Consider the following 26240-nt stretch of genomic DNA (forward strand, 5'->3'; position numbering starts at 1 on the left):
GGGACACTCTACGAACCCGCGGGGGCGAACACGACGAGCGCCCGGGCTTTCAGCCCGGTCTCGTCCAGCATCGCCACCAACGTGCCGTCCGGCCCGAAGGCCGCGACCGGCTCCCGGCGCCCGGGCGGCGCCGAGGCGATGCGCTGCCCGTAGCCCACCGCGCGGGCCTCGGTCTCGCTCAGCTCGCGGGCTGTGAACCCGCCCCGGGCGGCGTCGGCGAGCGGCAGCAGCGGCACCTCGTCGCGCTCGGCCGCGGCCGCAAGCTCGTCGAGGGTGTGGGCCTGCTCGAGGGTGAAGGAGCCGACGCGGGTGCGCCGCAGCGCGGTGAGGTGGCCGCCCACCCCGAGCGCGGCCCCGAGGTCGCGGGCGAGGGCCCGCACGTAGGTACCCGAGGACACCTCCACCTCGACGTCGACGTCGAGCACCGGCACGCCGTCGGCCTCGGCCCGACGGGTCTCGAGCACGTCGAAGCGGTGGACCGTCACCGGACGGGCGGCCAGCTCGACGTCCTCGCCGGCGCGGACGCGGGCGTAGGACCGCTCGCCCTTGACCTTGATGGCGCTCACGGCGCTCGGCACCTGCTCGATGTCGCCGGTGAGGGCGAGCACGGCGCCCCGCAGCGCACCGGCGGTGACGCGGTCGGCCGGGGTCGATGCAGTGACCTCGCCCTCCGCGTCGTCGGTGATGGTGCTCTGGCCGAGCCGGATGGTGGCGGTGTAGGTCTTGTCGCAGCCGACGAGGAAGGTCAGCAGCCGGGTGGCCTTGTTGACCCCCAGCACGAGCACGCCGGTCGCCATCGGGTCGAGCGTGCCGGCATGCCCGACGCGGCGGGTGCCGCAGAGCCGCCGGGCCCGGCCGACGACGTCGTGGCTGGTCCAGCCGGCGGGCTTGTCGACGACGAGGAGGCCGTCAGCGACGGGCATCCGCGTCGCCGTCGAGGTCGGCGGTGTCCCACACGGTGTCGTCGACGTCGCCCTCCTCGGAGGGCTTCTTGTAGGGGTCGGCGTCGCCGGCATACTTCGCCTCGGCGGCAGCCGCGGCCACGGCCGCGTCGCGCTCCTTGGCCTCCCGCAGGAGGTCCTCGAGGTGGGCCGCGGTCTCCGGGATGGCGTCGGCGAAGAACTCCAGGGTCGGGGTCAGCCGGATGCTGATCTGGCCGCCCACGAAGGAGCGGAGCCGTCCCTTGTTCTTCTCCAGCAGGGCGGCGGTCTTCGCGCGCTGCGCCTCGTCGCCGAACACCGTGTAGAAGACGGAGGCGTGCTGGAGGTCGTTGGTGACCCGCACGTCGGTGATGGTGACGAAGCCGAGGTCGGGGTCCTTGACGATCCGCTCGACGTTCGCCGCGATGAGGACCTTGATGCGGTCGGCGATCTTGCGGGCGCGTCCTGCGTCAGCCATGGCTACTCCTCGTGTGGGTCCGGGTCGCGCGGCGCCGTGGCGGCTGGCCGGAGCGACGGGAGGCGGGGGTATGCCGGGTGGTGACCACCCGGCATACCCCGCCGCTGTGCGCCGTCAGGCGCGCGGCTTCTCGCGCATCTCGTAGGTGGAGATGAGGTCGCCGAGCTGCAGGTCGTTGTAGGACCCGAGGTTGATGCCGCACTCGAAGCCCTCGCGGACCTCGGTGACATCGTCCTTGAACCGGCGCAGGCCGGCGATCTCGACGTTCTCGGCCACCACGACACCGTTGCGGGTGATCCGCGCCTTGGTGCCGCGCTTGATCTCGCCGCTGCGGACGATCGAACCGGCGATGTTGCCGAACTTGGACGAGCGGAAGATCTCGCGGATCTCCGCCGTGCCGAGCTCGTGCTCCTCGTACTCCGGCTTGAGCATGCCCTTCAGGGCCGCCTCGATCTCCTCGATGGCGTTGTAGATCACCGAGTAGTAGCGGATCTCGACGCCCTCGCGCTCGGCGTAGTCAGCGTTCTGGCCCTCGGCCCGGACGTTGTAGCCGATGATGATGGCGTCGGAGGCCATCGCGAGGTTGATGTTGTTCATCGTGATCGCGCCGACACCGCGGTCGATGATCCGCAGGTCGACCTCGTCGCCCACGTCGATCTGCAGCAGCGCGTCCTCGAGCGCCTCGACCGAGCCGGAGACGTCGCCCTTGAGGATGAGGTTGAGCGTCTCGACCTTGCCGGCCGCCAGGGCCTCGTTGAGGTCCTCGAGGCTGATGCGCTTGCGGGCCTTGGCCAGGGAGGCCTGGCGGTCCGCCGCCTCGCGCCGCTCGGCGATCTGCCGGGCGGTGCGGTCGTCGGGTGCGACGACGAAGGTGTCGCCGGCCCGCGGGACGGAGGACAGACCCAGCACCTGGACCGGGCGGGACGGGCCCGCCTCGTCGACGTTCTTGCCGTGCTCGTCGAGCATGGCTCGCACGCGACCGTAGGCGCTGCCGGTGACGATCGCGTCGCCGACCCGCAGGGTGCCGGTCTGCACCAGCACCGTGGCGGTGGCGCCGCGGCCACGGTCGAGGTTGGCCTCGATCGCGACACCGCGGGCGTCCTTGCCGGCGTTGGCCCGCAGGTCGAGCGCCGCGTCGGCGGTGAGCAGGACGGCCTCGAGGAGGCTGTCGATGTTCTGGCCGGCCTTGGCGGAGACGTCGACGAACATGGTGTCGCCGCCGTACTCCTCGGCGATGAGGTTGTACTCGGTGAGCTGCTGGCGCACCTTGGCCGGGTTCGCACCCTCGACGTCGATCTTGTTGACCGCGACCACGATCGGCACGTCAGCCGCCTGGGCGTGGTTGAGCGCCTCGATGGTCTGGGGCATCACGCCGTCGTCAGCGGCGACGACGAGGATCGCGATGTCGGTGACCTTGGCACCACGGGCACGCATGGCGGTGAACGCCTCGTGACCCGGGGTGTCGATGAAGGTGATCGCCCGGTCGACGCCCTCGTGCTCCTTGTGGACCTGGTAGGCGCCGATGTGCTGGGTGATGCCACCGGACTCGCTCGCCGCGACGTCCTCGTTGCGGATGGCGTCGAGCAGGCGGGTCTTGCCGTGGTCGACGTGGCCCATCACGGTCACGACCGGCGGACGCGCCTCGAGGTCCTCGTCCTCCTCGCCCTCGATACCCGTCTCGAGGTCGATGTTGAAGGAGTCGAAGAGCTCGCGCTCCTCCTCCTCCGGCGAGACGACCTGGATGTCGTAGCCGAGCTCGGAGCCGAGCACCTTGAAGGTGTCCTCGTCGAGGGACTGCGTCGCCGTGGCCATCTCACCGAGGTGGAACAGCACGGTGACCAGCGACGCCGGGTTGGCGTTGATCTTGTCGGCGAAGTCGGTCAGCGACGAGCCGCGACGCACCCGGATGACGGTCGAGCCGTCACCCCGGGGGACGGTGACGCCACCGATCGACGGCGCCTGCATCTGCTCGAACTCCTGGCGCTTCGCGCGCTTGGACTTCCGGCCACGGACCGGACGGCCGCCACCGCGGCCGAACGCGCCGGCGGTGGAGCCACGACCGGCGCCGCCACGGAAGCCGCCGCCACCGGGACGACCGGCGAAACCGCCACCGCCGCCACCACCGGGACGACCCCCGCCGGGACCGCCGGGGCCGCCGCCGGGACGACCACCCGGACGGGCGGTGCGCTCACCGGGACGACCGACCGCGCTGCGGTCGGGCATCATGCCGGGGCTGGGACGCGGGCCACCCGGACGCGGACCGGCTGCGCCGGTGCCACCGGGGCGGGGCCCGGGACGGTTCTGCGGGCGCGGCATGCCCTGGCTCGGGGCGAAGGGGTTGTTGCCCGGACGCGGGGCGCCCTCACGGCCGCCACCCTCGCGACCGCCGCCCTCGCGGCCGGCACGCATACCCTGGCTGGGGGCGAAGGGGTTGTTGCCCGGACGCGGGGCGCCGGGACGGGGGCCACCGGGACGCGGTGCCGGGCCGCCAGGACGCGGGCCGGAGGCACCGGGACGCGCGGACGACGGGGCGCCGCCCTGCCGTCCCTCGTCACGCGAGGACTGCACCCGGGCAGCCGGGGCCTCGGGGGCCTTCGGCGCAGGGCGCGGGCCCGGCGTGGGCATCGACGAAGCAGCGGCCGGCTTCTCCGGGGCCGCCGGCTCGGACGCCGCAGGGGCAGCCGGAGCGGGGGTCGCGGGGGTCGCGGGGGTCGCCGGGGCGGCAGGGGCCGCGGGGGCAGGCGCAGCCGGCTTCGCGGCCGGCTTCCTGGCCGCCGGCTTGGCTGCCTTCGCCTCGGCCTGGCCGTCACCGCTGCCGCGGAGCTCCGCGGGGAAGGTCTCCTTGATCTTGCGGACGACCGGCGGCTCGATGGTGGAAGAGGCGGAACGGACGAACTCGCCCTGCTCCTTCAGGTGGTTGAGCAGAGTCTTGCTCTCGACTCCGAGCTCCTTGGCGAGCTCGTAGACACGGACCTTGGCCACGTTTCTCCTGTCTGGTCCGTGCCGGGACAGGCGCGGACCGTCGTTAATGCTGGGGGGTGCTCATCGCTGAGTACTCATCGGGTGCTCATCAGCGTCAAACCCGCTTTCGGTTCCCAATTCGGACGGTTTCTTCTGCACATGCCTCTGCGAGAGGGCTTCGAGGTGGTGCCTGACCGCTGCCGGGTCGAGGGCCACGCTGACACGCAGCGCGCGCCCGAAGGCCCGGCGTCGGAGGGCTTGGTCAAAGCAGTCAACTGTCGGGTGCAGCCATGCGCCACGTCCCGGCAGACAACGTCGCAGATCTGGTACAAGCAGGAACTGGCCCTGATCATTCCGCACCGCGACCACTCGCAGGAGCGCCGACCGGCTATCCCTCCCGCGACACCCCACACACGTCCGGATCGGGCGCGCTGCGCCGTCCTCGGGTTGTGCACGTGAGCGCCGGGGCTGGAGTCCAGTCCGGTCGGTCCCCACCAGTCTACCCGTTACCGGGGTCGGCGTGCGCCACCGGCTGCACCTGTGGGGTCACCACCGGCACCAGAGGCCCCACCGGCCCCACTGCGCTCGCCCTTGCCCGCGTCCGCGGCACTGTCCGGCCGGATGTCGATCCGCCAGCCCGTCAGCTTCGCGGCGAGGCGGGCGTTCTGGCCCTCCTTGCCGATCGCCAGCGAAAGCTGGTAGTCCGGCACCACGACGCGCGCCGCGCGCAGCTGCGGGTCGACGATCTCCACCGACTCCACCCGCGAGGGCGAGAGGGCGGCGGCGACGAACTGCCTGGGGTCCTCGGAGTAGTCGACGATGTCGATCTTCTCCCCGTGCAGCTCGGTCATCACCGCACGCACGCGGGCGCCCATCGGGCCGATGCAGGCGCCCTTGGCGTTCAGGCCCGCCACCTTGGAGTGCACCGCGATCTTCGTGCGGTGGCCGGCCTCGCGGGCCAGCGCGGCGATCTCGACGCTGCCGTCGGCGATCTCGGGCACCTCGAGGGCGAACAGCTTGCGCACGAGGTTGGGGTGCGTGCGGGAGAGGCCGATCTGCGGCCCCTTGGGCCCGCGGCGGACGCTGACGACGAAGCACCGGATGCGGTCGCCGTGCACGTACTTCTCCCCCGGCACCTGCTCGGCCAGCGGCAGGATCCCCTCCACCGTGCCGAAGTCGACCAGCACGTGGCGCGGGTCGGAGCTCTGCTGGATGACGCCGGCCACGACGTCGCCCTCGCGGCCCTTGAAGTCACCGAGGATGGCCTCGTCCTCGAGGTCGCGCAGGCGCTGGACGATGACCTGGCGGGCCGTGGACGCCGCGATGCGCCCGAAGCCGGTGGGGGTGTCGTCGAACTCGGGGCCGAGCTCCGGGCGGGCGCGCTCCTCCCCCTCGGCGGGCTCGGGGGCCTCGAGCTCCTCGCGGGCCCACACGATGACGTGCCCGGTCTTGCGGTCGAGCTCGACCCGGGCGTGCCGGTAGGCGCCCTCGGTGCGGTGGTAGGCGACGAGCAGCGCCTGCTCGATGGCAGGGATCAGGATGTCGAGCGAGATGTCGCGCTCCCGCTCGAGGGCCCTCAGGGCCGCAAGGTCGATGTCCATGTTCAGTTCTCCTCGTCGCTGCTGTCGCTGTCGTTCTGGTCGCCCTCGTCCTCGGCCCGGCCCCGCGAGAACTCGACCTGGACCACGGCCCGCGAGACGTCGGCATACCGGAAGTCCTGCATCCGCGCCGGCTGCTTCTTCGTGGCGGGCACCTCGAGGGTGACCTCGTGCTGCCCGGCCCGCACGATGCGGCCGGTCACCGGCTCGCCCTCCACGGGGGTCAGGGCCACCAGGCGCGAGACGTTGCGCTGGAAGTGTCGCGGCTGCGTGAGGGGGCGGTCGACACCCGGGGACGTCACCTCGAGGGTGTAGGGCTGCTCGCCCATGACGTCGGAGGCGTCGAGGGCGTCGCTCACCACGCGGGTGGCGTCGGCGACCTCGTCGAGGCTCAGGGACGGCGTCGGGTCGCTCACCTCGGCACCGTTGGTCTCGAGGGCGCGGTCGATCCAGACCCTGACGAGCCGGCGACGGCCGGCCGGGGTGACCGCGATGTCCTCGACCAGCAGGCCCAGGGCAGCCAGCGGGCCCTCGACGGCAGGACGGATCTGCTCCTTGACGCTCATGCGGATCGTCCTCTCTGAAGTTCTCGGGTCCGTGCGCGGACACTCTATCCACGGCGGCCGTGCCCCTGCATGTCGCGCCGGAGCCTCGCGCCCTGCCCGGGCGGGCAGGGCCGTGCGTGCCATGATCGGGCCATGCCCGAGACCCCCCGCCGTATGCCGGGTGCCCCCACCCGGCGGTCCGTGCTGGCCGTGCTCGGGCTCAACGCGGCGGCGCTCCCGCTGGCGGCGTGCGGCATCCGCCTCGAGGACGACGCCCCCCGCGTGCCGCTCGTCCCCACCCGCGAACCGATCCCGGGAGAGGGCGCCCTGCTCGGTCTCTGGCTGGGGGCCACGGACCTCGCCGAGCAGGCCGCCGAGCTCGGTGGCGCAGCGACGTCGCTCCCGGCGCGGCTGGCGACGCTGCACCAGGAGCAGGCCCGGGTGCTGCGCTCGCTGCTCCGCTCGCTCGGGGTGCCCGACCGCGTCGTGGCCGAGACGCAGTCCTTGCAGCAGGCCCGGGCGACCGCCCCGACCACGGCCGCGACCCCGGCACCGGGTGCCACCACGACTGCCGCCCCTTCGAGCCCGCCCGGCACCGCCACGGCTCCGTCACCTGCGTCCCTCGGCGCGGCCGAGGCCGCGACGCTGTCGGCGGACAGCTTCGCCGAGCTGGCCAGGCTCGGTCGCGGCACCGTGGTGACTCCGGCCGCGGCGCTCGCCCAGCGAGCCGCCGCGGCGACGCTGCTCGGGGAGACCCCGATGTGGCCCACCCCCCGCAGCCTGGTGGCCCCCGCCCTGGCCGCCGACGCCCTCGAGGCCACCCGGGCAGCGGTCTACGGCATGGAGGTGGTGGCGGCGCAGTCACAGGGTGGCCAGCGGCGACTGGCGACCGCGACCCTGGCGACTTTGCGGGCCCGCGCCTCCGCGCAGGAGGACCTGGCCGGGGACTCGGCACCACCGCCGTCGCTCGGCTACCCGCTGCCCTTCGCGGTCACCGGTGCCCGCGCGGCCCGGCGGCTGGCCGTGCACGTCCTCGACGGCCTCCGCACCGGCCAGGCCGCGGCGGCTGCGCGGGCCGCCGGCGACGTGACGTCCCTCGTGGCCTGCATGCAGTGGCTCGCCGAGGCCGAGGTGCTGTGCCACCGCTGGGGCATGCCGCTGGAGCCGTTCCCCGGCCTGGACTGACGGTGCCCACCGCCACCGAGGCCGCGGCGCTCATCCCCGACGGCTGGCGCGAGTGGGTCTCGCGGCTGCCACCCGAGGGCGGGCCGTCCGGCGCGGACTGGGCCGCCGGCCTGCCCCGCCTGCTCGCCGACCTGCTCACCCACTGGGAGCTGACGCCCACCGGCCCCGGCATGACGGGCTGGACCGCGGTGGTCGTCCCGGTCACGCGGGACGGCGAGGCGTTGGTGCTCAAGCTGGCGTGGCCGCACCGCGAGGCGGTGGCGGAGCCGCAGGCCCTGCGGCACTGGGCCGGCAACGGGGCGGTGCGGCTCGTCGCGGCGGACCCGGGGCGGGGCGGCCTGCTGCTCGAGGCGCTCGACCCTGCCAGAGACCTCATGGCCGAGCCCGTGGAGGAGGCCTGCGAGGTGATCGGCTCACTGCTGGGTCGCCTGCACGTTGCGGCACCCGCCCGCGTTCCCACGATGTCGAGCTGGATCGCCCGCCAGCAGGAACGGCTGTCGCTCCACGCCGAGACCGTGCCGCGGCGGATGCTCGGGCACGCGGCGTCGCTGATGCGCGACCTCGCGACCCTGCCCGACCTCGACGGCACGCTGCTGCACACCGACCTGCACTTCCAGAACGTGCTCGCCGGCGAGCGCGAGCCGTGGCTGGCGATCGACCCCAAGCCGCTGGCCGGGCGGCCCGGCTTCGAGCTGCCGCCGGTGCTGTGGAACCGGCTCGACGAGCTCGGCACCGGCTCAGCCTTCCGCTGGTCGGTGCGACGCCGGCTGCAGCTGGTCTGCGACGCCGCGGGCATCGACGAGGACGAGGCGCGCGCCTGGGTCGTCGTCAGGGAGACGGCAGAGGCCATGTCCGCCGCTCGCGACGGCGACCGCGACGGGCTCACCCTGGCCATCTCGCTGGCCAAGGCGATGGACGACTGAGGGCCGCCGCCCCCTCAGCCCACCCAGGTGTACTCGACCTCGGGCCGCCCCGACCCGGTGTAGCGCGACCGCCGCACGGCAAGCCGGCTCTCGCAGAGGAACTCGGCGTAACGGCGAGCGGTCACCCGGCTGACCCCAACCCGCTCGCCGAGCTCGGTGGCCGAGGCGCCGGCGGAGGACTCCCGGAGGGCGCGGGAGACCCGCGCCAGCAGCTCCTCGCCCATGCCCTTGGGCAGCCGTGCCTCCGTGGCCGCCCGCACGCCGGAGACCACCTCGTCGACCTCGGCCTGGGTGCCGACCTGCGCGGCGCCGTGCAGCTGCTCGCGGTAGGTCCGGTAGGCCAGCAACCGCTCGCGCAGGGTCGCGAAGACGAACGGCTTGAGCACGTACTGGACGACGCCGAGCGAGACCGCGGCCCGCACCACCTCCAGGTCACGGGCCGAGGTGAGGGCGATGACGTCGGCCCGGTGGCCACCTGCCCGCATGGCACGGACCACCTCGAGCCCGTGCCGGTCGGGCAGGTTCATGTCGAGCAGCACGAGGTCGACGGGGTGCTCCTGCAGGGCCAGCATCGCGGCCTGGCTCGTGCCGACCGTGGCGGCGACGGCGAAACCCGGCACCCGGTTGACGTAGGCCGTGTGGGCCTCCGCCGCGACCGGCTCGTCCTCCACGACGAGGACGTGCAGGATGCCCACGTCCTCGCCACTCATGTCCTCTCCGCCAGGGGAATCCGAACCACGAAGCGGGCACCGGGCGGCCCCTCCACGCGCAGGTCGCCCCCAAGTCGCTGGACCGACTGGGCGACGAGGGCCAGGCCGAGTCCCCGCCGGCCCTCACCGGCCGCCTGCTTGGTCGACCAGCCGCGCTCGAACGCCCGCTCCACCTCCTCCGGTGCGATGCCCGGGCCGCTGTCCTCCACGACCAGCACGGCATACCCGTCGGTCACGTGGGCATCGAAGCGCACCCGGCGCGGGCCGTCCACGCCGGCCACCGCGTCGAAGGCGTTGTCGACGAGGTTGCCGACGATGGTCACGAGGTCGCGGGCGGGCGCCACGTTCTCGGGCCAGTGCGCGCTCTCCCCCACCTCGAGGTCGATCCCCCGCTCGCCGGCCTGCGCGGCCTTGCCGAGCAGCAGCGCGGTGAGCGCCGGTTCCTGCACCGATGCCACGACCCGGTCGGTGAGCACCTGCGACGCGGCCAGCTCGTCGGTGGCGAAGGCAAGCGCCCGCTCGGGGTGGCCCAGCTCGATGAGCGAGACGACCGTGTGCAGCCGGTTGGCCGACTCGTGCGCCTGGGAGCGCAGCGCCTCGGCGAGGCCCTTCGCGGAGTCGAGCTCGCCGGTGAGGTCCTCAAGGTCTGTGCGGTCACGCAGCGTGGCCACCGAGCCGAGCCGACGTCCCTCGCGCAGGGCCGGCGCCGTGTTGAGCACGAGCACCCGGGACTCCGTGACGTGCAGCTCGTCCTCCCGCGGTTGCGGGTCGGTGAGCGCCTCGACCAGGGGCTGGGCCAGGCCCAGGGCCTCGACAGGGCGTCCGCGTGCGTCGGCCGGGAGGCCGAGCAGCCGGATCGCCTCGTCGTTCGCCTGGACGAGGCGGCCATCGGGGTCGACGAGCAGCAGTCCCTCGGTGACGGCGTGCAGCACCGCGTCGTAGTACTCGTACATCTCGCGCAGCTGCCGCTCACCGAGGCCGTGGGTCTGCCGTCGCACACGGCGGGCCACCAGCGCCGTGCCCACCCCGGAGAGTGCCGCGGCCGCGAGACCGGCGAGCAGCAGGCCCGGCACCTGGCCCCGGAGCCGCTCGGCCACGGCCGCCTTGCGGATGCCGACGGCGACCAGGCCCACCACCCGGTCCTGGTCGGTCACCGGGACGACGACCCGGCGCGACGGGCCGAGGGTGCCCGTGTAGTCCTCCACCACCATGCCGCCGGCTGCGGCCCGCTCGATGTGCCCGAGGAACTGCCGGCCGACCTGTGCGGGGTCGGGGTGGCTGTAGCGCCTGCCTGTGGGGCTCATGACCACCACGAAGTCGGTGCCGGTCTCGCGGCGTACGCGCTCGGCGTAGGGCTGGAGGCTTCGAGCCGGGTCGGGGCCCTGCACCGCCGCGACCACATCGGGGGTGGCGGCGACGGCCTCGGCCACCGCGGTCGCGCGGGCGGTGGCCTCCGCGGTGCCCGACCGCTGCGCCTGCGCCCAGGCCCCGAGGAGCCCGACGCCCACCACGAGCACCGCGACGAGCACCTGGAGCGCGGCGGTCTGTCCCGCGACCGACCACCGCGCCGGGGAGACGGCCCTGAGCCGTCCACGAAGAGGTCCGCCGGCGGGAGGCGACGACGAGCCGGAAACGGATATCACCGGCATACTGGACAGCCGCCGTGCACGGCGCACGGCCTGGCCGGCCAGAACTCAATGAACACAAAGGTGACCCTAGTCACCGGTGCCCCGACCCTCGTGTCTCATCACCCCTTCGGGCACAGCCGCCCGGACCCACCGCTGGAGGACCACCGTGAGCAGCACAGCCGACAACGCCGTCGACACCCGGCCCACGCCGCGGCGCGACCGCACCCACTACCTCTACGTCGCCGTCATCGCCGCCATGGTGGCCGGCGTCGCCGTCGGCGCCATCTGGCCCGAGCTCGGCAAGGAGCTCAAGCCGCTCGGCACGATGTTCGTCAACCTCATCAAGATGATGATCACGCCGATCATCTTCTGCACCATCGTGCTCGGCATCGGGTCGGTGCGACGGGCCGCTCAGGTCGGCCGCGTCGGCGGCCTCGCCCTCGGCTACTTCCTCACCATGTCGACCGTCGCGCTGGCAATCGGCCTCGTCGTCGGCAACCTCATCAAGCCCGGGGCCGGCCTCAACCTCACCGAGGACCTCGCCGCCGCGGGCCAGAAGCAGGTCGAGAGCGCCGAGCACACGTCGACCGTCGACTTCCTCCTCGGCCTCGTCCCCGACACCCTCGTGTCGGCCCTGACCTCGGGCTCGGTGCTGCAGGCCCTGCTCGTGGCGCTGCTCGTCGGCTTCGCCCTGCAGAAGATGGGCCCCGCGGGCGAGCCCATCCTCGTCGGCATCAAGCACGTCGAGCGGCTCGTCTTCCGCCTGATGGCCATGATCATGTGGCTCGCCCCCATCGGTGCGTTCGGCGCCATGGCCGCGGTGGTCGGGGCGACCGGTCTCGACGCCCTCAAGAGCCTCGGCCTGATCATGGTCAGCTTCTACGTCACGTGCGCACTGTTCGTCTTCGTCGTCCTCGGCACCCTGCTCAAGGCCGTGACCGGGGTCAACATCTTCGCGCTGTTGCGCTATCTCGGCCGCGAGTTCCTGCTCATCCTCTCGACGTCGTCGTCGGAGTCGGCCCTGCCGCGCCTCATCGCGAAGATGGAGCACCTCGGCGTCTCCCGCCCGGTCGTCGGCATCACGGTGCCGACCGGCTACTCGTTCAACCTCGACGGCACCGCGATCTACCTGACGATGGCCTCGCTGTTCATCGCCGAGGCGATGGACAAGCCGTTCAGCATCGGGCAGCAGATCTCGCTGCTGGTCTTCATGATCATCGCGTCCAAGGGTGCTGCCGGCGTCACCGGCGCCGGCCTGGCCACCCTGGCCGGCGGCCTGCAGTCCCACCGCCCCGACCTGGTGGACGGCGTCGGCTTCATCGTCGGCATCGACCGCCTCATGAGCGAGGCCCGCGCGCTGACCAACTTCGCCGGCAACGCGGTGGCCACCGTGCTCATCGGCACCTGGACCGGCCAGCTCGACAAGGGCCAGTGCGCGGCGGTGCTGGCCGGTGACCGGCCGTTCGACGAGGCGACCATGATCGACGACGACCACGCCGCGCCCGCGGCGGAGCCCGCAGTGGCGCACAGCGCCCCGCGGGAGTATGCCGGGGTCGGCGCCGACCGCTGACCTCGGGGCGCGGCCGTGCGGGCCGCACCCTGCGCACGAGCCCGGCCGGGTCCACCGGCCGGGCTCGTGCGTGCGCGCCGGTCCCTGCCGGGCACGAGCCCTCAGATCCGCACCGGCCGGCCGAAGCTCGTCTCGACGCCCGGCGAGAACAGGACGCTGTCAGGCGGTCGGTCGGTGACTCCCGGAAGACCCGCGGCGGCCACGAGCAGGTCGTCGAGCTCGAGCACCTCTGCCCGGTGCAGCGGCCACGGCGCGTGCGTGTTCGGCACCCACAGCACGCGACCGGCGACCGTGGTGTGCAGGCCGAAGCGGGCGGTGAGGAACTGCTCGAGCGGATTCGGCTCGGCGACCCGCTCCCCCACCCGCACGCGCAGCCGGCTGGTCGGGTGCGGGTCGGGCGGGGCGTTCCCGCCCTCCGGGCGGATTCGGCGGTGCCACGGCACGCGGAGCCTGCGCGCGGCATACGTCACCACCGAGCCGGTGGGGTCCCGCGGCACGGGCTGCGGCGTCGACCGCATGCGCGCCCACCGGTACGGCGTGCCGAACAGCAGCCGCGCCCCGACGACGACCGGCAGGCGCTGTGCGTCCAGGGACAGGAACACCACACCGCGGCGGCCGGCGTCGTCACAGGAGTAGAGCCGGACGTTGGTCTCGAGCAAGGTGCCGAGCCACGGGACCGGCCGACGCGGTCCCACGCCGCCGTCGACCATGCGGAACGGGATGAGGCCCACCCAGCTCGACCCGTCGTGGACGTCGGGGCGCACCCCCTCGGGCAGGTACCTCTGCACGCGGTCCGCGTCGACGCGCCAGTGCACGAACGTGATGTCGCGCCAGTGCTGGTGCATGATCGGCCGACCTTGCAGCGCCGGTCCCTGTCCCGGGAGCGGCGACGTCATTCCCGCCTGCCCAGCTCGCGGAGCACCGCACCCGCGGCCCGCCGACCGGAGACGAGGGCGCCCTGCTGGGAGGCGGTGTCGCGGTGGTCGCCCGCGACGAACAGTCCGTCTCCCAGCGCAACGGGACGACGGGCCCGCAGCGGTGCCGACTGCACCGGCAGGGAGCGTTCGATGTCGTGCCGGACGACGAGCTCCCAGGTCGCCGTGGACGTGCCCCAGAGCAGGTCGAGCTCGCGGCGGACACCTGCCTCGTCGAGGTCGCTCGGCAGCAGTGTCGTGGCCTGCACCAGTGCCCGGCCGGCCGGGGCATACGTGGGTGCGGCACCGCTCATGACCGAGGTGTTGACGACGGGCCCGCGGCGGGCGTCGACAAGGATCAGCCGCTCCGGTGACGGGGTCTCGGCGGCGGCGAACCACCAGGTGCGCAGGCCGCGCATGACCTGCGAGCCGACGCCCACCAGCGCGAGGGCGTCGACGGCATCGGTCGCGACGACGACGGCCGACGCCGCCAGCAGCCCGTGAGAGGTGTCGACCCGGCCGCCGCGGGAGACAGCCTGCACCCGCACCCCGCAGCGCACCGGTTCCCGCAGCCCGGAGGCGATCTGGCAGGGAAGGGCCTGCACGCCGGCGGCGGGGACGCCCGGGGTGCCCAGCAGGAAGCAGCGCACCAGGAGCCGCACGAAGGCCGCCGAGGTCTGGCCCGAGCTGTCGGCCAGGACCCCGGCGAGGAAGGGCTCGAGCACCTCGCGCCGGAGCCGTCCGCCGACCCCGGCCTCGTCGAGGGAGGCGGCCAGCGTCGTGTCGGGCCCGCGGGCGAGGTGCGACGGCCTCAGTGCCGGGGCCGCCCACCGGGCCAGTGCGGCCAGCTCACCCACGTCGAGGTAGCCGCTGCGCAACGTGGCCGGCACCAGGCGCGGCTCGCGCCGCGGATCGGCCAGCACGGACAGTCCCCGCTGGGTGCGCACTGCCACCCCGGCGTCGAAGGAGCGGAGCTCCAGGGCGTCGAGGTCGATCAGCCGGCGCAGCGCCGGGTATGCCGGGTTGACGACCTGGAAGCCGCGGTCGCAGAGGAAGCCGTCGACGTGGTCGGTGCGCATGCGTCCGCCCACCTCGTCGGCGGCCTCGAGGACGATGACCGACAGGCCGGCGCGCTCCAGCGTCCGCGCGCAGGCGAGTCCGGCCAGGCCTGCACCGACGACGAGGACGTCGGCGTCGTCGTCCCTCACCGTTCGCGTCCTGCCGCCATGGTCCAACGGTGGCACGCCCTCCGACGGGCCGCGCGGCCACTGGCGCTGCCCCAGAGCCTCAGGACTCGAGGTCGGGATGGGCGATGGTGCGAGGCGTGAGCCCCAGGGAGCGCACGTGCCCGGCGATCTCCTCCAGCGAGGCCGTCCAGACATCAGCGCACGAGGTGACGTGGGCCATGAGATCGTCGAGCTGCCGTGCCCGAGAGGGGCGCCCGGTGAGGAACGGGTGGTTGGTCAGGACCCAGCAGCCCCCCACGTCCCGCAGCGCCTCGAACTCGTCCTGCCACAGCTCGCGCGCCTTGCGCGGGGTCTCGATGAGCCCGCTGCCCGAGATGTCGGGCAGGAAGCAGAACTGCTCCCAGTCGTCGAGGGCCCACTGGATCGGGATCTCGACGAGCGATGACGTGCCGGCCTGGCCGGTGCCCGGTCCCACCGCGAGCTCATAGGGGACGTCGGAGTCCATGAGGCTCGAGTCGTAGAGGAAGCCGCGCTCGGCGAGCAGGCCCGGACTGCGCCAGGACAGGTCCCACATGGGAGCCCGGTAGCCGACCGGGCGCAGGCCGGCGACCTCCTCCAGCGCCTGGAGCCCTCGGTCGAGGTTGGCGGCCTCCTCCGCGGCGCTGACCGCGGTCGGCTGCTCGTGGAGGTACCCGTGGTGGGCCACCTCATGCCCTGCCGCCACGATGTCCTTGACGACTCCCGGGTAGCGGTGGGCGGTGTAGCCGGGGACGAAGAACGTCGACCGGATGCGGTGCCGCTCGAGCAGGCCGAGCAAGCGCGGGACGCCCACCAGCGGCCCGTAGGCCTGGTGGCTCATGACGCTCATCCGGTCGGCGCTGCCCGGGCTGCCCCAGAGCACCGCCGACTCGGCATCGACGTCGAAGGTGAAGGCCGCGGCGGCGGCTCTCCCGCCGGGCCAGGACACCGGCACCGCGGGGACGCTCACCGCTTCACCTGCTCGGACATGATCGTGACCAGCTCGTAGGCGATGTTGGCCGCCGCCACCGCGGTCACCTCGGCGTGGTCGTAGACCGGCGACACCTCGACGATGTCGGCGCCGACGAGTCGGAGCCCGCGCATCGCACGCAGCACGCCGAGCAGCTCGCGGCTCGTCATGCCGCCCGCCTCGGGAGTCCCCGTCGCCGGCGCGAACGCCGGGTCGAGGACGTCGATGTCGATGGAGATGTAGACCGGGTGGTCGCCGACCCGCTCGACGACGCGCTCCACGATCCCGTCGACACCGATCCGGTCGATGTCGCGGCAGTGCACGATCGTGAAGCCCAGCTCCTCGTCGTCAAGGAGGTCCTGCCGGTCGTAGAGCGACCCGCGGATGCCGACGTGCGCCGAGCTGCCCTTGACGATCAGCCCCTGCTCGGACGCGCGGCGGAAGGGTGTGCCGTGCGTGTAGGGCGCGTCGAAGTAGGTGTTCCAGGTGTCGAGGTGCGCGTCGAAGTGCACGAGGGCCAGCGGCCCGTGGACGTGGTGCATGGCCTGCAGCGCCGGAAGGGCCATGGTGTGGTCGCCGCCCAGGCTGACGACCGGCCGCCCCGTCGGGGTGATGAGGGCGGCCAGCCCATCGCGCGTCTCGTCGATGGCCCGGGCGATGTCGAAGGGGTTCGCGGCCACGTCTCCGGCGTCGACGACCTGGGCGTGACGGAACGGCTGCGTGTCGAGGGCCGGGTTGTACGGCCGCAGCAGGCGGGACGCCTGGCGGATCGCGGACGGACCGAACCGCGCCCCGGGACGGTAGGTGACCCCGGAGTCCCAGGGGACGCCCACCACGGCCACGTCGTAGTCGTCCACGTCCTCCAGCCGGGGCAGGCGGGCAAAGGTCGTCAGACCGGCATACCGCGGCACCTGGAGGCCGTCGACCTGCCCCACGACGCCGTCGTCGTACCTCGCATAATGCTCTGCCATCGTTGGTCCTCTCGCCGTCTGCCGGGGGTCTGCTGCAGGCGTCCTCACGCCCGGGTGCGGGTGGAGCCGCCGTTGGCCTGGACCACCTGACCGACCATGGCCGACATCCGGAAGTCGGCCAGCAGCGCCACCGCCGCCGCCATCTCGTCGGCGGTGCCGATGCGCCCGAGCGGGATCCCCGCGGCATACCGTCGATGCATCTCCTCGAGGGTGGTCCCGGCGTCGCGGGCGTCGACCTCGAGCTGGGGGGTGTAGGTCACCCCGGGCGCGATGGCGTTGACGACGATCCCCTCGGGGGCGAGCTCGCGCCCGAGGGTCTTGACGAGGGAGATGAGCCCGGCCTTCGATGCGGCGTATGCCGTGGCGCCGGGCCAGCCCGTGATCCCCCACTCGCTGGTCACGACGACGATGCGCCCACCCCCTTTGGCACGCATGTGCGGAAGGACCGCCTGCACCAGGTGGAAGGTCCCGCCGAGGTTGGTGTCGACCACCTTCCACCAGTCCGCCGGGTCGTGCTCCAGGAAGGGCGCCATCGTCATGTAGGCGTGGTTCGCGACGAGCACGTCGAGGCCGCCCGCGGCCTCCGCAACAGCCGAGACCACTGAGCGCACCTGTCCGGGTTCGCTCACGTCGCCGGGAGCGGTGAGGCCGCCGATCTCGTCGGCGAGGGCCCGCAGCGAGTGCGAGTCGTGCAGGTCGTTGACCGCGACGAGCGCGCCCTCACGGGCCAGCCGCCGGGCGTGCGCGGCGCCCATGCCCTGGGCCGCGCCGGTGACGAGAGCCACCCTCCCCTCGAAGGACCCTGGCGATGTCTGCTCGAGGGTCACTCAGATCACCGCCCCCGCGTTGACGTTCAGGACCTCGCCGACGCAGAACGTGCCCTCGTCCACGAGGAAGGCCACGCAGAGGGCGACCTCCTCGGGGGTGACGAGCCGTCGAAGGGGCAGGGTGGCGAGGTACTCGGGGGCGCGCCAGGGCGAGTCCGGCCCGATGAGCGGGGTGTCGGTCGGGCCCGGGGCGACGGCGTTCACCCTGACGCCCCACGGAGCGACCTCGGCGGCCAGGCTGCGCACCAGGCCGAGGATCGCCCCCTTGGCGGCTGCGTAGTGCGCGTCCTCGGCGCCGCCGCCGACCGCCAGCTCGCTGGCGATGGCGACGAAGGAGCCGTTGCCCTCGCGGAGCATCGCGGGCAGGGTGGCCCGGGCCAGGTTCGCCGTCCCGGCCAGGTGGACCCGCAGCATGCGCCGCCACTGGTCGGCCGTGATGTCCGACACCGGCAGCATCTCGTAGTAACCCGCCACGTTGACCGCGGCCACGACGGGCCCCAGTCGGTCCTCGGCCTCACGGACGGCCTCGGCCATCGCGTCCGCGTCGGTGACGTCGACCTGCACACTGTGGTCGGCAGATGCCGACGGCTGCAGGTCGAGGCTGGCCACAGCCCAGCCGCGGGAGCCCAGCTCCGTCACGACAGCCCGTCCGATCCCGCTGGCGCCGCCGGTGACCACGGCGGAACGCGGGTGCCCCTGCGCACTGGTCTCCGTCACACGGCACCCCGCGCAAGGTCCTCGCGCTCGTCCTCGGCCTCTTCGACGTCGATGACGTGCGCATCGAGGATCCGCGAGCGGACCGACGCGAAGATCGCCGCGCCGACGACCCCGAGCACCCCCACCACGATCCAGACCGACCAGTCGAGGAAGCGGCGCTCGTAGACCGGTCGCGGCCAGGAGATGTTGAGGAACTCCAGCACCGCCCAGAGGGTGGCGACGACGGTGACGGGCAGCGACATGGCGCCGAGTGAGAACGGGCCCGGGCGCCACCTCCCGCGGAGCTGTACGACCAGGGCACCGACCAGGGGGAAGAGGAAGGCGAGGTAGAAGCCGCCCGTCGTGAAGTTGACCATCAGTGTGTAGATGTTGCTGGCGACGTTGCTGAGCAGGAACAGCCCGGCCCCGATCACCGTGGTGACCAGAATCGCCGCCGTCGGGATTCGCGCCCCGGTGCTGAGCCGGCCCAGGACGTGCGAGCCGGGGAGCGCGCCGTCGCGGGCGTAGGACCAGATGACCCTTGACGCAGACGTCTGGAGGGCGAGGAAGCTGGCCAGGAAGCCGATGACGAACAGCAGCTCCACCGGCTTGGCGATCCCGGCGCCCAGAGCGCTCGTGAGGGTCTCGTAGACCGGGTCGGCCACGTCGCCGGCCGCGACGGCGTCGAGGTCCGGGATGGCCAGGACGATGGCGAGGCTGGAGTACATCACCACGATGGCGATGAAGGTCAGCGAGAAGATCACCGACTTCGGCAGGTTCCTGCGCGGCTCATGCACCTCCTCGGCGATGGCGCCGGCGCTCTCGAAGCCGACGAACGACCACCCGATGAAGGCCACCGCGACCAGGAAGGGACCGGACAGGGACAGGTACCCCGTCGCGGCGTCTCCCCCACCCTGGGTCAGGACGCTGAGCGAGTTCTCGCGGTGGAAGAGCAGGAGCCAGGTGCCGAGGCCGAGGGAGCCGACCACCTCGGCGATGATGCTGGCGCTCATGAAGATCTTGAGGGCCTGACGGCCCACGAGGTTGACGGCCGTGCCCAGCAGCAGGATGACCAGGGCGATGGAGGCCCGCTGCGTGCCGCTGGGGGCCTCGACACCGGCGATGTTCGCGACGAAGCCGGCCGCTCCGAGCGCGACGGTTGCCATGGCGATGACGAGGGTCCACATGTAGGCCCAGCCGGCGAACCAGCCGTACCCCGTGCCGATCAGCCTGCGGGACCACTGGTAGATGGAACCCTCGATCGGCCAGCGGGAGACCAGCATCGCGAACACGAAGGCCACGAGCAGCTGGCCCGCGAAGACCAGCAGGAAGCCCCACCAGAAGCTCGGCCCGGCGGCGGTCAGGGCCAGGCCGAAGATGCCGTAGAGCGCGACGATGGGCGAGATGAAGGCGAACGCGAAGGCGAACGAGGACCACAAGGTGAACTCGCGCCGCAGGACGTGGCCCTCGGTGATGTGAACAGGTTCTTGGGACATCGTTGTCTCCTAGCTCACTCTTGTTGGCTCCACCATCCCCACGGCACGGGAGCCGCGCAAGGGCGTGGGCGAGAGTCGCTGGAGAGGCACTGTCGAGCGGGCTTGTCGTTGGAGGTTCCTACAAGTGCCAGCGGTCCGGGGCCGGACCAGCGAACTAGGCTTGCGGCATGGCGAGGAGCACGGTGCCGACGGGCAGCACCGATGACTGACGCGTCAGCGGTCGCTACCTCGGGCGACAGCGGGCCGACGCTGCGGGAGCTGTTGGCCGTCGACGCCCTGAGGCTGCGCATTCACACGTCGCCAGAGGCGGCGCTGGGCCGGGCGGTCAGGTGGGCGCACAGCACCGAGCTGCCCGACCCCTCCGCCTACCTGCGTGGCGGCGAGCTGGTCTGCACGGTCGGCACAACGCTCACCGGTGTCGAGAGTTGTGCCCGGTTCGTCGACTCCGTCGTGGCCGCTGGGGCAGTGGGCATCTGCTTCGGCACTGGCGACGTCCACGACGACGTACCCCAGGCTCTCGTCGAGGCGTGCCGCGCGGCGGGGCTGCCGCTGCTCGTGGCGCCCCGCGGGGCGCGGTTCAGTGCCATCGGCGAATACCTCACCAGCCGCAGGGTGGAGGCGGAGACAGCGCACCTGCGAGCCCGCGACGAGCTGGTGCCACGACTGCTGGCCGGCCTGCGTGCTCACGCGCCCGTCGTCGACCTCCTCGAGGAAGCGGCCCAGCTCGTGGGTGGGCGCCTCGAGCTGCGCCTCCACGGCCGGACGATGGCGGCCGCGGGCGCGGAGCCGACCGCGGGCGACCTGGCGACCGACGACCTGCCGACCGACGACCTGTCGACCATGACGGCCAGTGTGGGCGGCGGCGAGCTCGTGTGGACCGGCCTGCGCGAGCGCCCTGACCCCACGCTGGTCGAGCAGCTGTCACGCGTCGTCGAGGTGGCCCTCAGCGAGCGCGATGTGGAGGCTGCCCTGGAGAGGGAGCGCATCGGCCAGCTCCTCCTCCTGGTGCAGCAGCGGCTGCTCAACCCGACGGCTCTCGCGCCCTTCCTGGAGCGGGCTGGCCTGGGCTCCGCCGACATCGTCCTATCGTGCTGGCCGGGCGGGGCCGCCAGTCTGCTGACCCGGCGGCTGGCGCCCGCGCTGATCGGAGAGGCGCCCGGCGTCAGCCTGGTCGTGACGGGCGGGACCGAGCAGGTGACCGCCGCAGCGAGGGAGCTCGGCCTCGCCTGCGGATATGGCAGTCCCGTGGCGCTGGGCCACCTGTCGCAGGGCGTGTCACAGGCCAGGGCGGCGCTGGAGCTGGCGTCCAGCCAGGGCGGTGTCGTCGGCCCCTCCGGGCTGCTGAGCCTGGAGGGCCTGCTGGAACAACAGCCCGCTGCCCGCCTCGAGCCGTTCGTCGACCAGCTGGTGGCACCCCTGCTCGCGTCGGACACCGACCGCGGGACCGAGCACATGTCCACCCTGCGCTCCTTCCTCGCCACCAACGGCTCCCTCCAGGCCACCGCCCGCGAGCAGTACCTCCACGTGAACACCGTCCGCCACCGCCTGGCGCGGATCAGGGACCTGACCGGTCGCGACCCGCTCGTGTTCGCCGACCGGGTGGCCCTGGCGATCGCGCTCTGGGCCTACGACCGGCGCGACCCCGCATGACCCGACCGCGGGGCGGGCACCGGCCCGCCCCGCGGCATACGGTGGAACGCATGGCCAACCGTCTGGCGACGTCCACCTCCCCCTACCTGCTCCAGCACGCCGACAACCCGGTCGACTGGTGGGAGTGGTGCCCGGCGGCCTTCGAGGAGGCCCGGCGGCGCGACGTGCCCGTGCTGCTCTCGGTGGGGTATGCCGCGTGCCACTGGTGCCACGTCATGGCGCACCAGTCGTTCGAGGACGAGGGTGTCGCCGAGGTCCTCAACCGCGACTTCGTGTCGGTGAAGGTCGACCGCGAGGAGCGGCCCGACATCGACGCCGTCTACATGCAGGCCACCACGGCGCTCACCGGTCAGGGCGGCTGGCCGATGACCTGCTTCCTCACCCCGGACGGCGAACCGTTCTACTGCGGCACCTACTTCCCCCGCGACCACTTCCTCCAGCTGCTCCAGGCGGTCCACGAGACGTGGCGAGGCCAGCGGGACCGGGTGCTCGAGACCAGCGGCTCGATCGTGGCCCGCCTGCGCGAGATGGGCGGGCCACTGCCCGCCCGGCCGGTCGGCGAGGACGTGCTCGCGAGCGCCGTCGCGCGGCTGCTGGGGCAGTTCGACGACGAGCGTGGCGGTTTCGGTGGCGCCCCCAAGTTCCCGCCGTCGATGGTGCTGGAGTTCCTGCTGCGCCACCACGGTCGCACCGGCTCGCGCGACGCCCTCTACATGGCCGAGCGGACCTGCGAGGCGATGGCGCGCGGCGGGATGTACGACCAGCTCGGCGGCGGCTTCGCGCGGTACGCGGTCGACGCCGACTGGGTCGTCCCCCACTTCGAGAAGATGCTCTACGACAACGCCCAGCTGCTGCGGGTCTACGCGCACCTGCACCGCACGACCGGTTCGCCGCTCGCCCGGCGCGTGGCGCTCGAGACCGCCGAGTTCCTGTTGCGCGACCTGCGGACCGGGCACGGCGCGTTCGCCTCGGCGCTCGATGCCGACACCGACGGCGTGGAGGGCCTGACCTACGCGTGGACGCCCGCGCAGCTCGTCGAGGTGCTCGGACCCGACGACGGGCGTCGCGCCGCCGAACTGCTGGGTGTCACCGACCGCGGCACCTTCGAGCACGGCACCTCGACCCTGCAGCTGCGGCGCGACCCGGACGACCCCGACTGGTGGCGGCACACCCGCGAGCGCCTGCTGAGGGTGCGCCAGGAGCGCCCGCAGCCGGCCCGCGACGACAAGGTGGTCACCGGGTGGAACGGGCTGGCCGTCGCCGGCCTCAGCGACGCCGGCGTGCTGCTCGACGAGCCCGCTCTCGTCGAGGCGGCCGGGGCGTGCGCCGACCACGTGGTGGGCACCCACCTGGTGGACGGCCGCCTGCGCAGGGCGTCGCGCGACGGGGCGGTCGGCGCTGCGGCCGGTGTGCTCGACGACTACGGCAACCTCGCCGAGGGGCTGCTCGCCCTCCACCAGGCCACGGCCGACCCGCGCTGGCTCGAGGTCGCCGGAAGCCTGCTCGACACCGCGCGGTCGCGGTTCGGCGACGGCAGCGGCGGCTTCCACGACACCGCCGACGACGCCGAGGCCCTGTTCACCCGGCCGCGCGGCCAGGGAGACAACGCCGAGCCCTCGGGCCAGTCCGCGATGGCGGGCGCCCTGCTCTCCTACTCGGCCCTCAGTGGCAGCCCGGAGCACCGAGCCGCCGCCGACGCCGCCTTGGCCGCGTCGGGGCTGGTCGCCTCACGCGACCCGCGGTTCGCCGGCTGGACGCTGGCGGCCGCCGAGGCCGCGGCGGCGGGTCCCCTGCAGGTCGCCGTCGCCCACTCCCGGGCCCAGACGGAGCAGGCGCAGCCGCTGGTCGAGCAGGTGCGGCGCTCCCTCTCCCCCGGGCTGGTCCTCGCCCACGGCGAGCCGGGCACCCCCGGCATACCGCTGCTCGAGGGGCGGCCGCTCGTCGACGGCCGCCCGACGGCCTACGTGTGCCGCGGCTTCGTGTGCGACGCCCCGGTCACCAGCGCGGAGGCACTGGAGGCGGCACTGGCGAGCGCCACGCAGGCGCCCTAGGCGGCGACGAGGTCGACGACCTGCTCGCGTGTCCAGTGGGGCCAGACCCCGGGGCAGTCGAGCAGGTAGTCCACCAGCGCGTCGTCGGCGTGCTCGTGGGCCTCCCGCAGCCCCTTGGCCACCATCGTCAGGTAGGGCTCCGACGGCGGGTTGTGCGGCAGCTCCGCGCTCTCGGGATTGGTGAACGTCAGCACCGGGTGCCCCTCGAGCTCCCCCACCAGGTGCAGCGACTCGTAGCGGCCGGGGCCCAGGCTGTGCTGGCGCTCCTCGAGCACCGTGCTGAGGTCGAGGTCCTGCCCCGGGTCACGGTGCATCTCCTGGGCAGCGACGTCGGCGAACTGGCTCTCCGTGATGAGGTAGGCCCGCGCGAGTGCCTGGCTGGGCGAGCTGGCGTCGTAGAAGGCCACGCCACCGTCCCACGTCGGCGAGTGCCAGCCGAAGAAGACCTGGCCGGGCAGCTCGAGGGCGGTGTCCCCCAGGGGATGGGACCGGTCCCGGGCGCCAGGGTACGTCCGGGCCGCGCCCTCAGGACGACCGCCCCTCAGGTAGCAGAGGAAGCGGTCGCGGGAGAGGTTCGAGCCATAGCTGGCGTACCAGACGTGCACCCGCCCCACTGTGCCAAATGGGCACCCCGTAGTTCCAGTGGGCCATCGACAGATGGTCCTCTCTGGCCAAGATTTCGTCCTATAGGACGAGGCAGCGGTATGCCGGGTCGGCCGCTTCCAGCGCGGCGCGCCCCTGCTCCGGGTCGTCCCGCCACTTTCGGGGCGCGGGCCCGCCGACCGGCATACGGTGGTCGCACGGCGACGCGGGGAGACGGTGTGGACGCCAGAAGGTCACGACAGCTGCGGGTGATGGCCGCCTGTGCGCTCGCGGCCGCCTGCCTCGGGGCCGCGCCGGCGCCGACGCAGGCCGTCTCGGACGTGGTGGTGTCGGTGCCGGCGGGCGCGGGGGCACACGGCTGGCACGCCGACGCGCCGTTCAACGTCACGGAGCAGATCACGGACCGCGCCGGCGTGCTGACCGGCGAGGTCGACGCGCTTCAGGTGGAGCTCGACGCCCTGCGCTCCGAGCACAACCTGCAGCTCTACGTCGTCTACGTGAAGAGCTTCGACGGCACGAGCCCGCAGACCTGGACCGAGCAGACCTTCGAGCGCTCCGGGCTGGGCGGCAACGACGTGCTGATGGCCGTCGCCGTGGACGACCGCCGCTACGCCACCTGGACCACGGAGGAGTCCGGACTGACGCCCGAGGAGGACAGCGCGGTCCGCTCCGACTACATCGAGCCCCGGCTGGCCGAGGACGACTGGGCCGGCGCCGTGCGTGCCGCCGCAGACGGCTACGGCAAGGCTGCCGCCGGCGAGCTGTCCGGGGACGGCGGTTCGGCCGGCGGGGGCTCAGGTGGTGGCCTGTCCCCATGGCTGCTGCTCCTTCCCGCTGGCGCGGTGGGGGCGTATGCCGTCGCGAGACGCCGCTCGCGTCGCCGGGGCCAGCCCGGGGCCTGGCCGCCGGGACAGGGGCCGCAGCATCCGCCCGTGCCGACCGAGGAGCTGCGCCGGCGGGCCGCCGCGGCCCTGGTCGAGGTCGACGACGCGATCCGCTCCTCGGCCGACGAGCTGTCCTTCGCCGAGGCGCAGTTCGGCGTGCAGGCGACCCGCCCGTTCAAGGAGGCGCTGGAGAGTGCTCGGGCCAGTGCCGCCGAGGCGTTTCGGCTCCAGCGCGAGCTGCAGGACCAGGAGTCTGCCGGCCAGGTGGACGAGGTGACCGTTCGCTCCCGGCTCGAGCAGATCATCGAGCTGGCCGGCGGCGCGGACCAGCGGCTCGACGCCCAGGAGGCCGAGTTCACCCGCCTGCGGAACCTCCAGGCCACGATCCCCCAGTTCCTGGCCGAGCTGCGGGTTCGCCTGGGTGAGGTGCGGCGACGCGTACCCGTGGCCGAGCAGGAGCTGGCCGGCCTGTCGGCACAGTACCTGCCCGAAGCGCTGCGGACGGTCGCGGGCAACGTCACCCAGGCCACGCAGCTGCTCGACTCGGCCGAGGACTTCGTCGAGACCGGCGAGGAGAATCTGCGCGAGCGCGACGACCGTCCTGCCGCGGTGGCCGCGGGCCGCGCGGCGGAGGAGGCAGTCGGCCAGGCCGACCGGCTGCTGACGTCGGTCGGCAACGCTCGCCAAGAGCTCGCGACCGCTGCCACCCGGCTCGATGCCGCCCTGGCGTCCATCTCCTCCGACGTCGCCGACGCCGAGCGGCTCGGCGCCGACGACCAGCTCACGCGCACGGCCCTGGCCGCGGCCCGCGAGGCCATCTCCCGGGGCACGGCAGCCCGGGAGGGCGGCGACCCGCTCGAGGCGCTTCGGGTGCTCGGCCGGGCCGAGAGGGACCTCGACAACGCCCTGTCCCGCTACCGGGAGGCCGAGCAGCAGCGTCAGCGCAGCCGTCAGCTCCTCGACCAGCGGATGGCTCAGGTGCGCGCCCGGATCGCCAGCATCGACGAGTGGATCCAGAGCCGTCGCGGCGCCGTGGGGAACCGTGCCCGGATGCACATCGCCAACGCCTTGCGCCTCTGTGACGAGGCCGCGGCCCGGGCCGACGACGACCCCCAGCAGGCCGGCGCGCTGCTGAACCAGGCCGAGGCCGAGGGCGAGGAAGCCCTGCGTTCGGCCCAGGACGACGTGGACTCGTGGGGCCCGCCCGGCGGCAACACGTGGGGCACCCCGACCGGTGGTGGACGCCGGGGCCTGGACCCGACCTCTCTGATCCTCGGGGGCATCCTCAGCGGCGGTTTCGGCGGCGGCTGGGGCGGTGGCCGAGGAGGCGGCTGGGGCGGCTCGCAGGGCGGCTTCGGAGGGGGCGGCGGTGGCGGTGGCTTCGGCGGGGGTGGTGGCTTCTGAGGACCGGACCACCCGAACGAAACGACCAGCTCACGATCAGCAGGACAGACA

At 73.3% G+C, this 26240-nt stretch carries 22 protein-coding genes; 6 read left to right on the top strand and 16 right to left on the bottom strand.

What is annotated here, in order from left to right:
* Positions 1 to 8 precede the first annotated feature (8 nt).
* The 6 genes from truB to rimP form a co-directional block, all read right to left on the bottom strand.
* Complete coding sequence (gene truB, locus P2F65_RS02825) at positions 9 to 923, bottom strand: tRNA pseudouridine(55) synthase TruB (protein WP_275803942.1); 915 nt, start codon at positions 921 to 923, stop codon at positions 9 to 11.
* Entirely contained in the window at positions 910 to 1398 is a 489-nt protein-coding gene (rbfA, locus tag P2F65_RS02830; RefSeq protein ID WP_275803944.1) for a 30S ribosome-binding factor RbfA, read from the bottom strand. The genes truB and rbfA overlap by 14 nt, the downstream gene beginning before the upstream one ends.
* A 114-nt stretch (positions 1399 to 1512) precedes the next feature.
* Positions 1513 to 4380, bottom strand: coding sequence for a translation initiation factor IF-2 (gene infB, locus P2F65_RS02835; protein ID WP_275803946.1), 2868 nt, complete (start codon positions 4378 to 4380; stop codon positions 1513 to 1515).
* Positions 4381 to 4440: 60 nt separating this feature from the next.
* Entirely contained in the window at positions 4441 to 4854 is a 414-nt protein-coding gene (locus P2F65_RS02840) for a YlxR family protein (RefSeq protein WP_345803668.1), read from the bottom strand.
* Positions 4855 to 4865: 11 nt separating this feature from the next.
* Positions 4866 to 5960 (bottom strand): transcription termination factor NusA, encoded by a 1095-nt coding sequence (nusA, locus tag P2F65_RS02845; protein WP_275803950.1) that lies wholly within the window; start codon positions 5958 to 5960, stop codon positions 4866 to 4868.
* Between the two features lie 2 nt (positions 5961 to 5962).
* Positions 5963 to 6523, bottom strand: coding sequence for a ribosome maturation factor RimP (rimP, locus tag P2F65_RS02850; RefSeq protein ID WP_275803952.1), 561 nt, complete (start codon positions 6521 to 6523; stop codon positions 5963 to 5965).
* A gap of 132 nt (positions 6524 to 6655) precedes the next feature.
* Between rimP and P2F65_RS02855 the strand changes: the two genes are divergently transcribed.
* Together P2F65_RS02855 and P2F65_RS02860 are read left to right on the top strand one after the other, a co-directional pair.
* Entirely contained in the window at positions 6656 to 7687 is a 1032-nt protein-coding gene (locus P2F65_RS02855) for a DUF4439 domain-containing protein (protein WP_275803954.1), read from the top strand.
* Positions 7688 to 7689: 2 nt separating this feature from the next.
* Positions 7690 to 8610, top strand: coding sequence for an aminoglycoside phosphotransferase family protein (locus tag P2F65_RS02860; protein ID WP_275803956.1), 921 nt, complete (start codon positions 7690 to 7692; stop codon positions 8608 to 8610).
* 14 nt (positions 8611 to 8624) lie between these two features.
* On the opposite strand, the gene P2F65_RS02865 is transcribed toward P2F65_RS02860, so the two are convergent.
* A complete protein-coding gene (locus tag P2F65_RS02865) occupies positions 8625 to 9320 on the bottom strand; it encodes a response regulator (protein WP_275803958.1) in 696 nt (231 codons plus the stop codon).
* The gene (locus P2F65_RS02870; protein WP_275803960.1) at positions 9317 to 10963 is read right to left on the bottom strand and encodes a sensor histidine kinase; all 1647 of its coding nucleotides are present in this window, start codon (positions 10961 to 10963) and stop codon (positions 9317 to 9319) included. Before P2F65_RS02870 ends, P2F65_RS02865 begins: the two co-directional genes overlap by 4 nt.
* A 151-nt stretch (positions 10964 to 11114) precedes the next feature.
* On the opposite strand from P2F65_RS02870, the gene P2F65_RS02875 reads away from it, so the two are divergent.
* Entirely contained in the window at positions 11115 to 12518 is a 1404-nt protein-coding gene (locus tag P2F65_RS02875; RefSeq protein WP_275803962.1) for a cation:dicarboxylase symporter family transporter, read from the top strand.
* 101 nt (positions 12519 to 12619) lie between these two features.
* Here P2F65_RS02875 and P2F65_RS02880 read toward each other — a convergent pair whose 3' ends face one another.
* From P2F65_RS02880 to P2F65_RS02910, 7 genes are all read right to left on the bottom strand, one after another.
* The gene (locus tag P2F65_RS02880) at positions 12620 to 13363 is read right to left on the bottom strand and encodes a DUF2071 domain-containing protein (protein WP_275803964.1); all 744 of its coding nucleotides are present in this window, start codon (positions 13361 to 13363) and stop codon (positions 12620 to 12622) included.
* A gap of 47 nt (positions 13364 to 13410) precedes the next feature.
* Entirely contained in the window at positions 13411 to 14640 is a 1230-nt protein-coding gene (locus P2F65_RS02885) for an NAD(P)/FAD-dependent oxidoreductase (RefSeq protein ID WP_275803966.1), read from the bottom strand.
* 79 nt (positions 14641 to 14719) lie between these two features.
* Positions 14720 to 15607, bottom strand: a complete 888-nt coding sequence (locus P2F65_RS02890) for a polysaccharide deacetylase (RefSeq protein ID WP_275803968.1) — start codon at positions 15605 to 15607, stop codon at positions 14720 to 14722.
* Entirely contained in the window at positions 15604 to 16578 is a 975-nt protein-coding gene (gene speB / locus P2F65_RS02895; RefSeq protein WP_275803970.1) for an agmatinase, read from the bottom strand. The genes P2F65_RS02890 and speB overlap by 4 nt, the downstream gene beginning before the upstream one ends.
* 44 nt (positions 16579 to 16622) lie before the next feature.
* Positions 16623 to 17363 carry an SDR family oxidoreductase gene (locus P2F65_RS02900; RefSeq protein WP_275803972.1) on the bottom strand — a complete coding sequence of 247 codons (741 nt, stop codon included), beginning with the start codon at positions 17361 to 17363 and terminating at the stop codon, positions 16623 to 16625.
* A 42-nt stretch (positions 17364 to 17405) separates the two neighbouring features.
* Entirely contained in the window at positions 17406 to 18122 is a 717-nt protein-coding gene (locus P2F65_RS02905; RefSeq protein WP_275803974.1) for an SDR family oxidoreductase, read from the bottom strand.
* A complete protein-coding gene (locus P2F65_RS02910; protein ID WP_275803976.1) occupies positions 18119 to 19597 on the bottom strand; it encodes an amino acid permease in 1479 nt (492 codons plus the stop codon). The genes P2F65_RS02905 and P2F65_RS02910 overlap by 4 nt, the downstream gene beginning before the upstream one ends.
* Before the next feature lie 201 nt (positions 19598 to 19798).
* On the opposite strand from P2F65_RS02910, the gene P2F65_RS02915 reads away from it, so the two are divergent.
* Both P2F65_RS02915 and P2F65_RS02920 read left to right on the top strand, forming a co-directional pair.
* A complete protein-coding gene (locus tag P2F65_RS02915; RefSeq protein WP_275803978.1) occupies positions 19799 to 21247 on the top strand; it encodes a PucR family transcriptional regulator in 1449 nt (482 codons plus the stop codon).
* A 50-nt stretch (positions 21248 to 21297) separates the two neighbouring features.
* Complete coding sequence (locus tag P2F65_RS02920; RefSeq protein WP_275803980.1) at positions 21298 to 23298, top strand: thioredoxin domain-containing protein; 2001 nt, start codon at positions 21298 to 21300, stop codon at positions 23296 to 23298.
* Here the strand turns inward: P2F65_RS02920 and P2F65_RS02925 are convergent.
* Positions 23295 to 23903: a histone deacetylase gene (locus P2F65_RS02925; RefSeq protein ID WP_275803982.1), complete on the bottom strand. Its 609-nt coding sequence runs from the start codon at positions 23901 to 23903 to the stop codon at positions 23295 to 23297. The two genes, P2F65_RS02920 and P2F65_RS02925, sit on opposite strands and share 4 nt — an antisense overlap.
* Before the next feature lie 216 nt (positions 23904 to 24119).
* On the opposite strand from P2F65_RS02925, the gene P2F65_RS02930 reads away from it, so the two are divergent.
* Positions 24120 to 26189: a TPM domain-containing protein gene (locus tag P2F65_RS02930; protein WP_275803984.1), complete on the top strand. Its 2070-nt coding sequence runs from the start codon at positions 24120 to 24122 to the stop codon at positions 26187 to 26189.
* Positions 26190 to 26240: the final 51 nt, after the last annotated feature.

It is taken from the genome of Knoellia sp. p5-6-4 (assembly GCF_029222705.1).
In the GTDB taxonomy this organism is placed as follows: Bacteria; Actinomycetota; Actinomycetes; order Actinomycetales; family Dermatophilaceae; genus Pedococcus_A.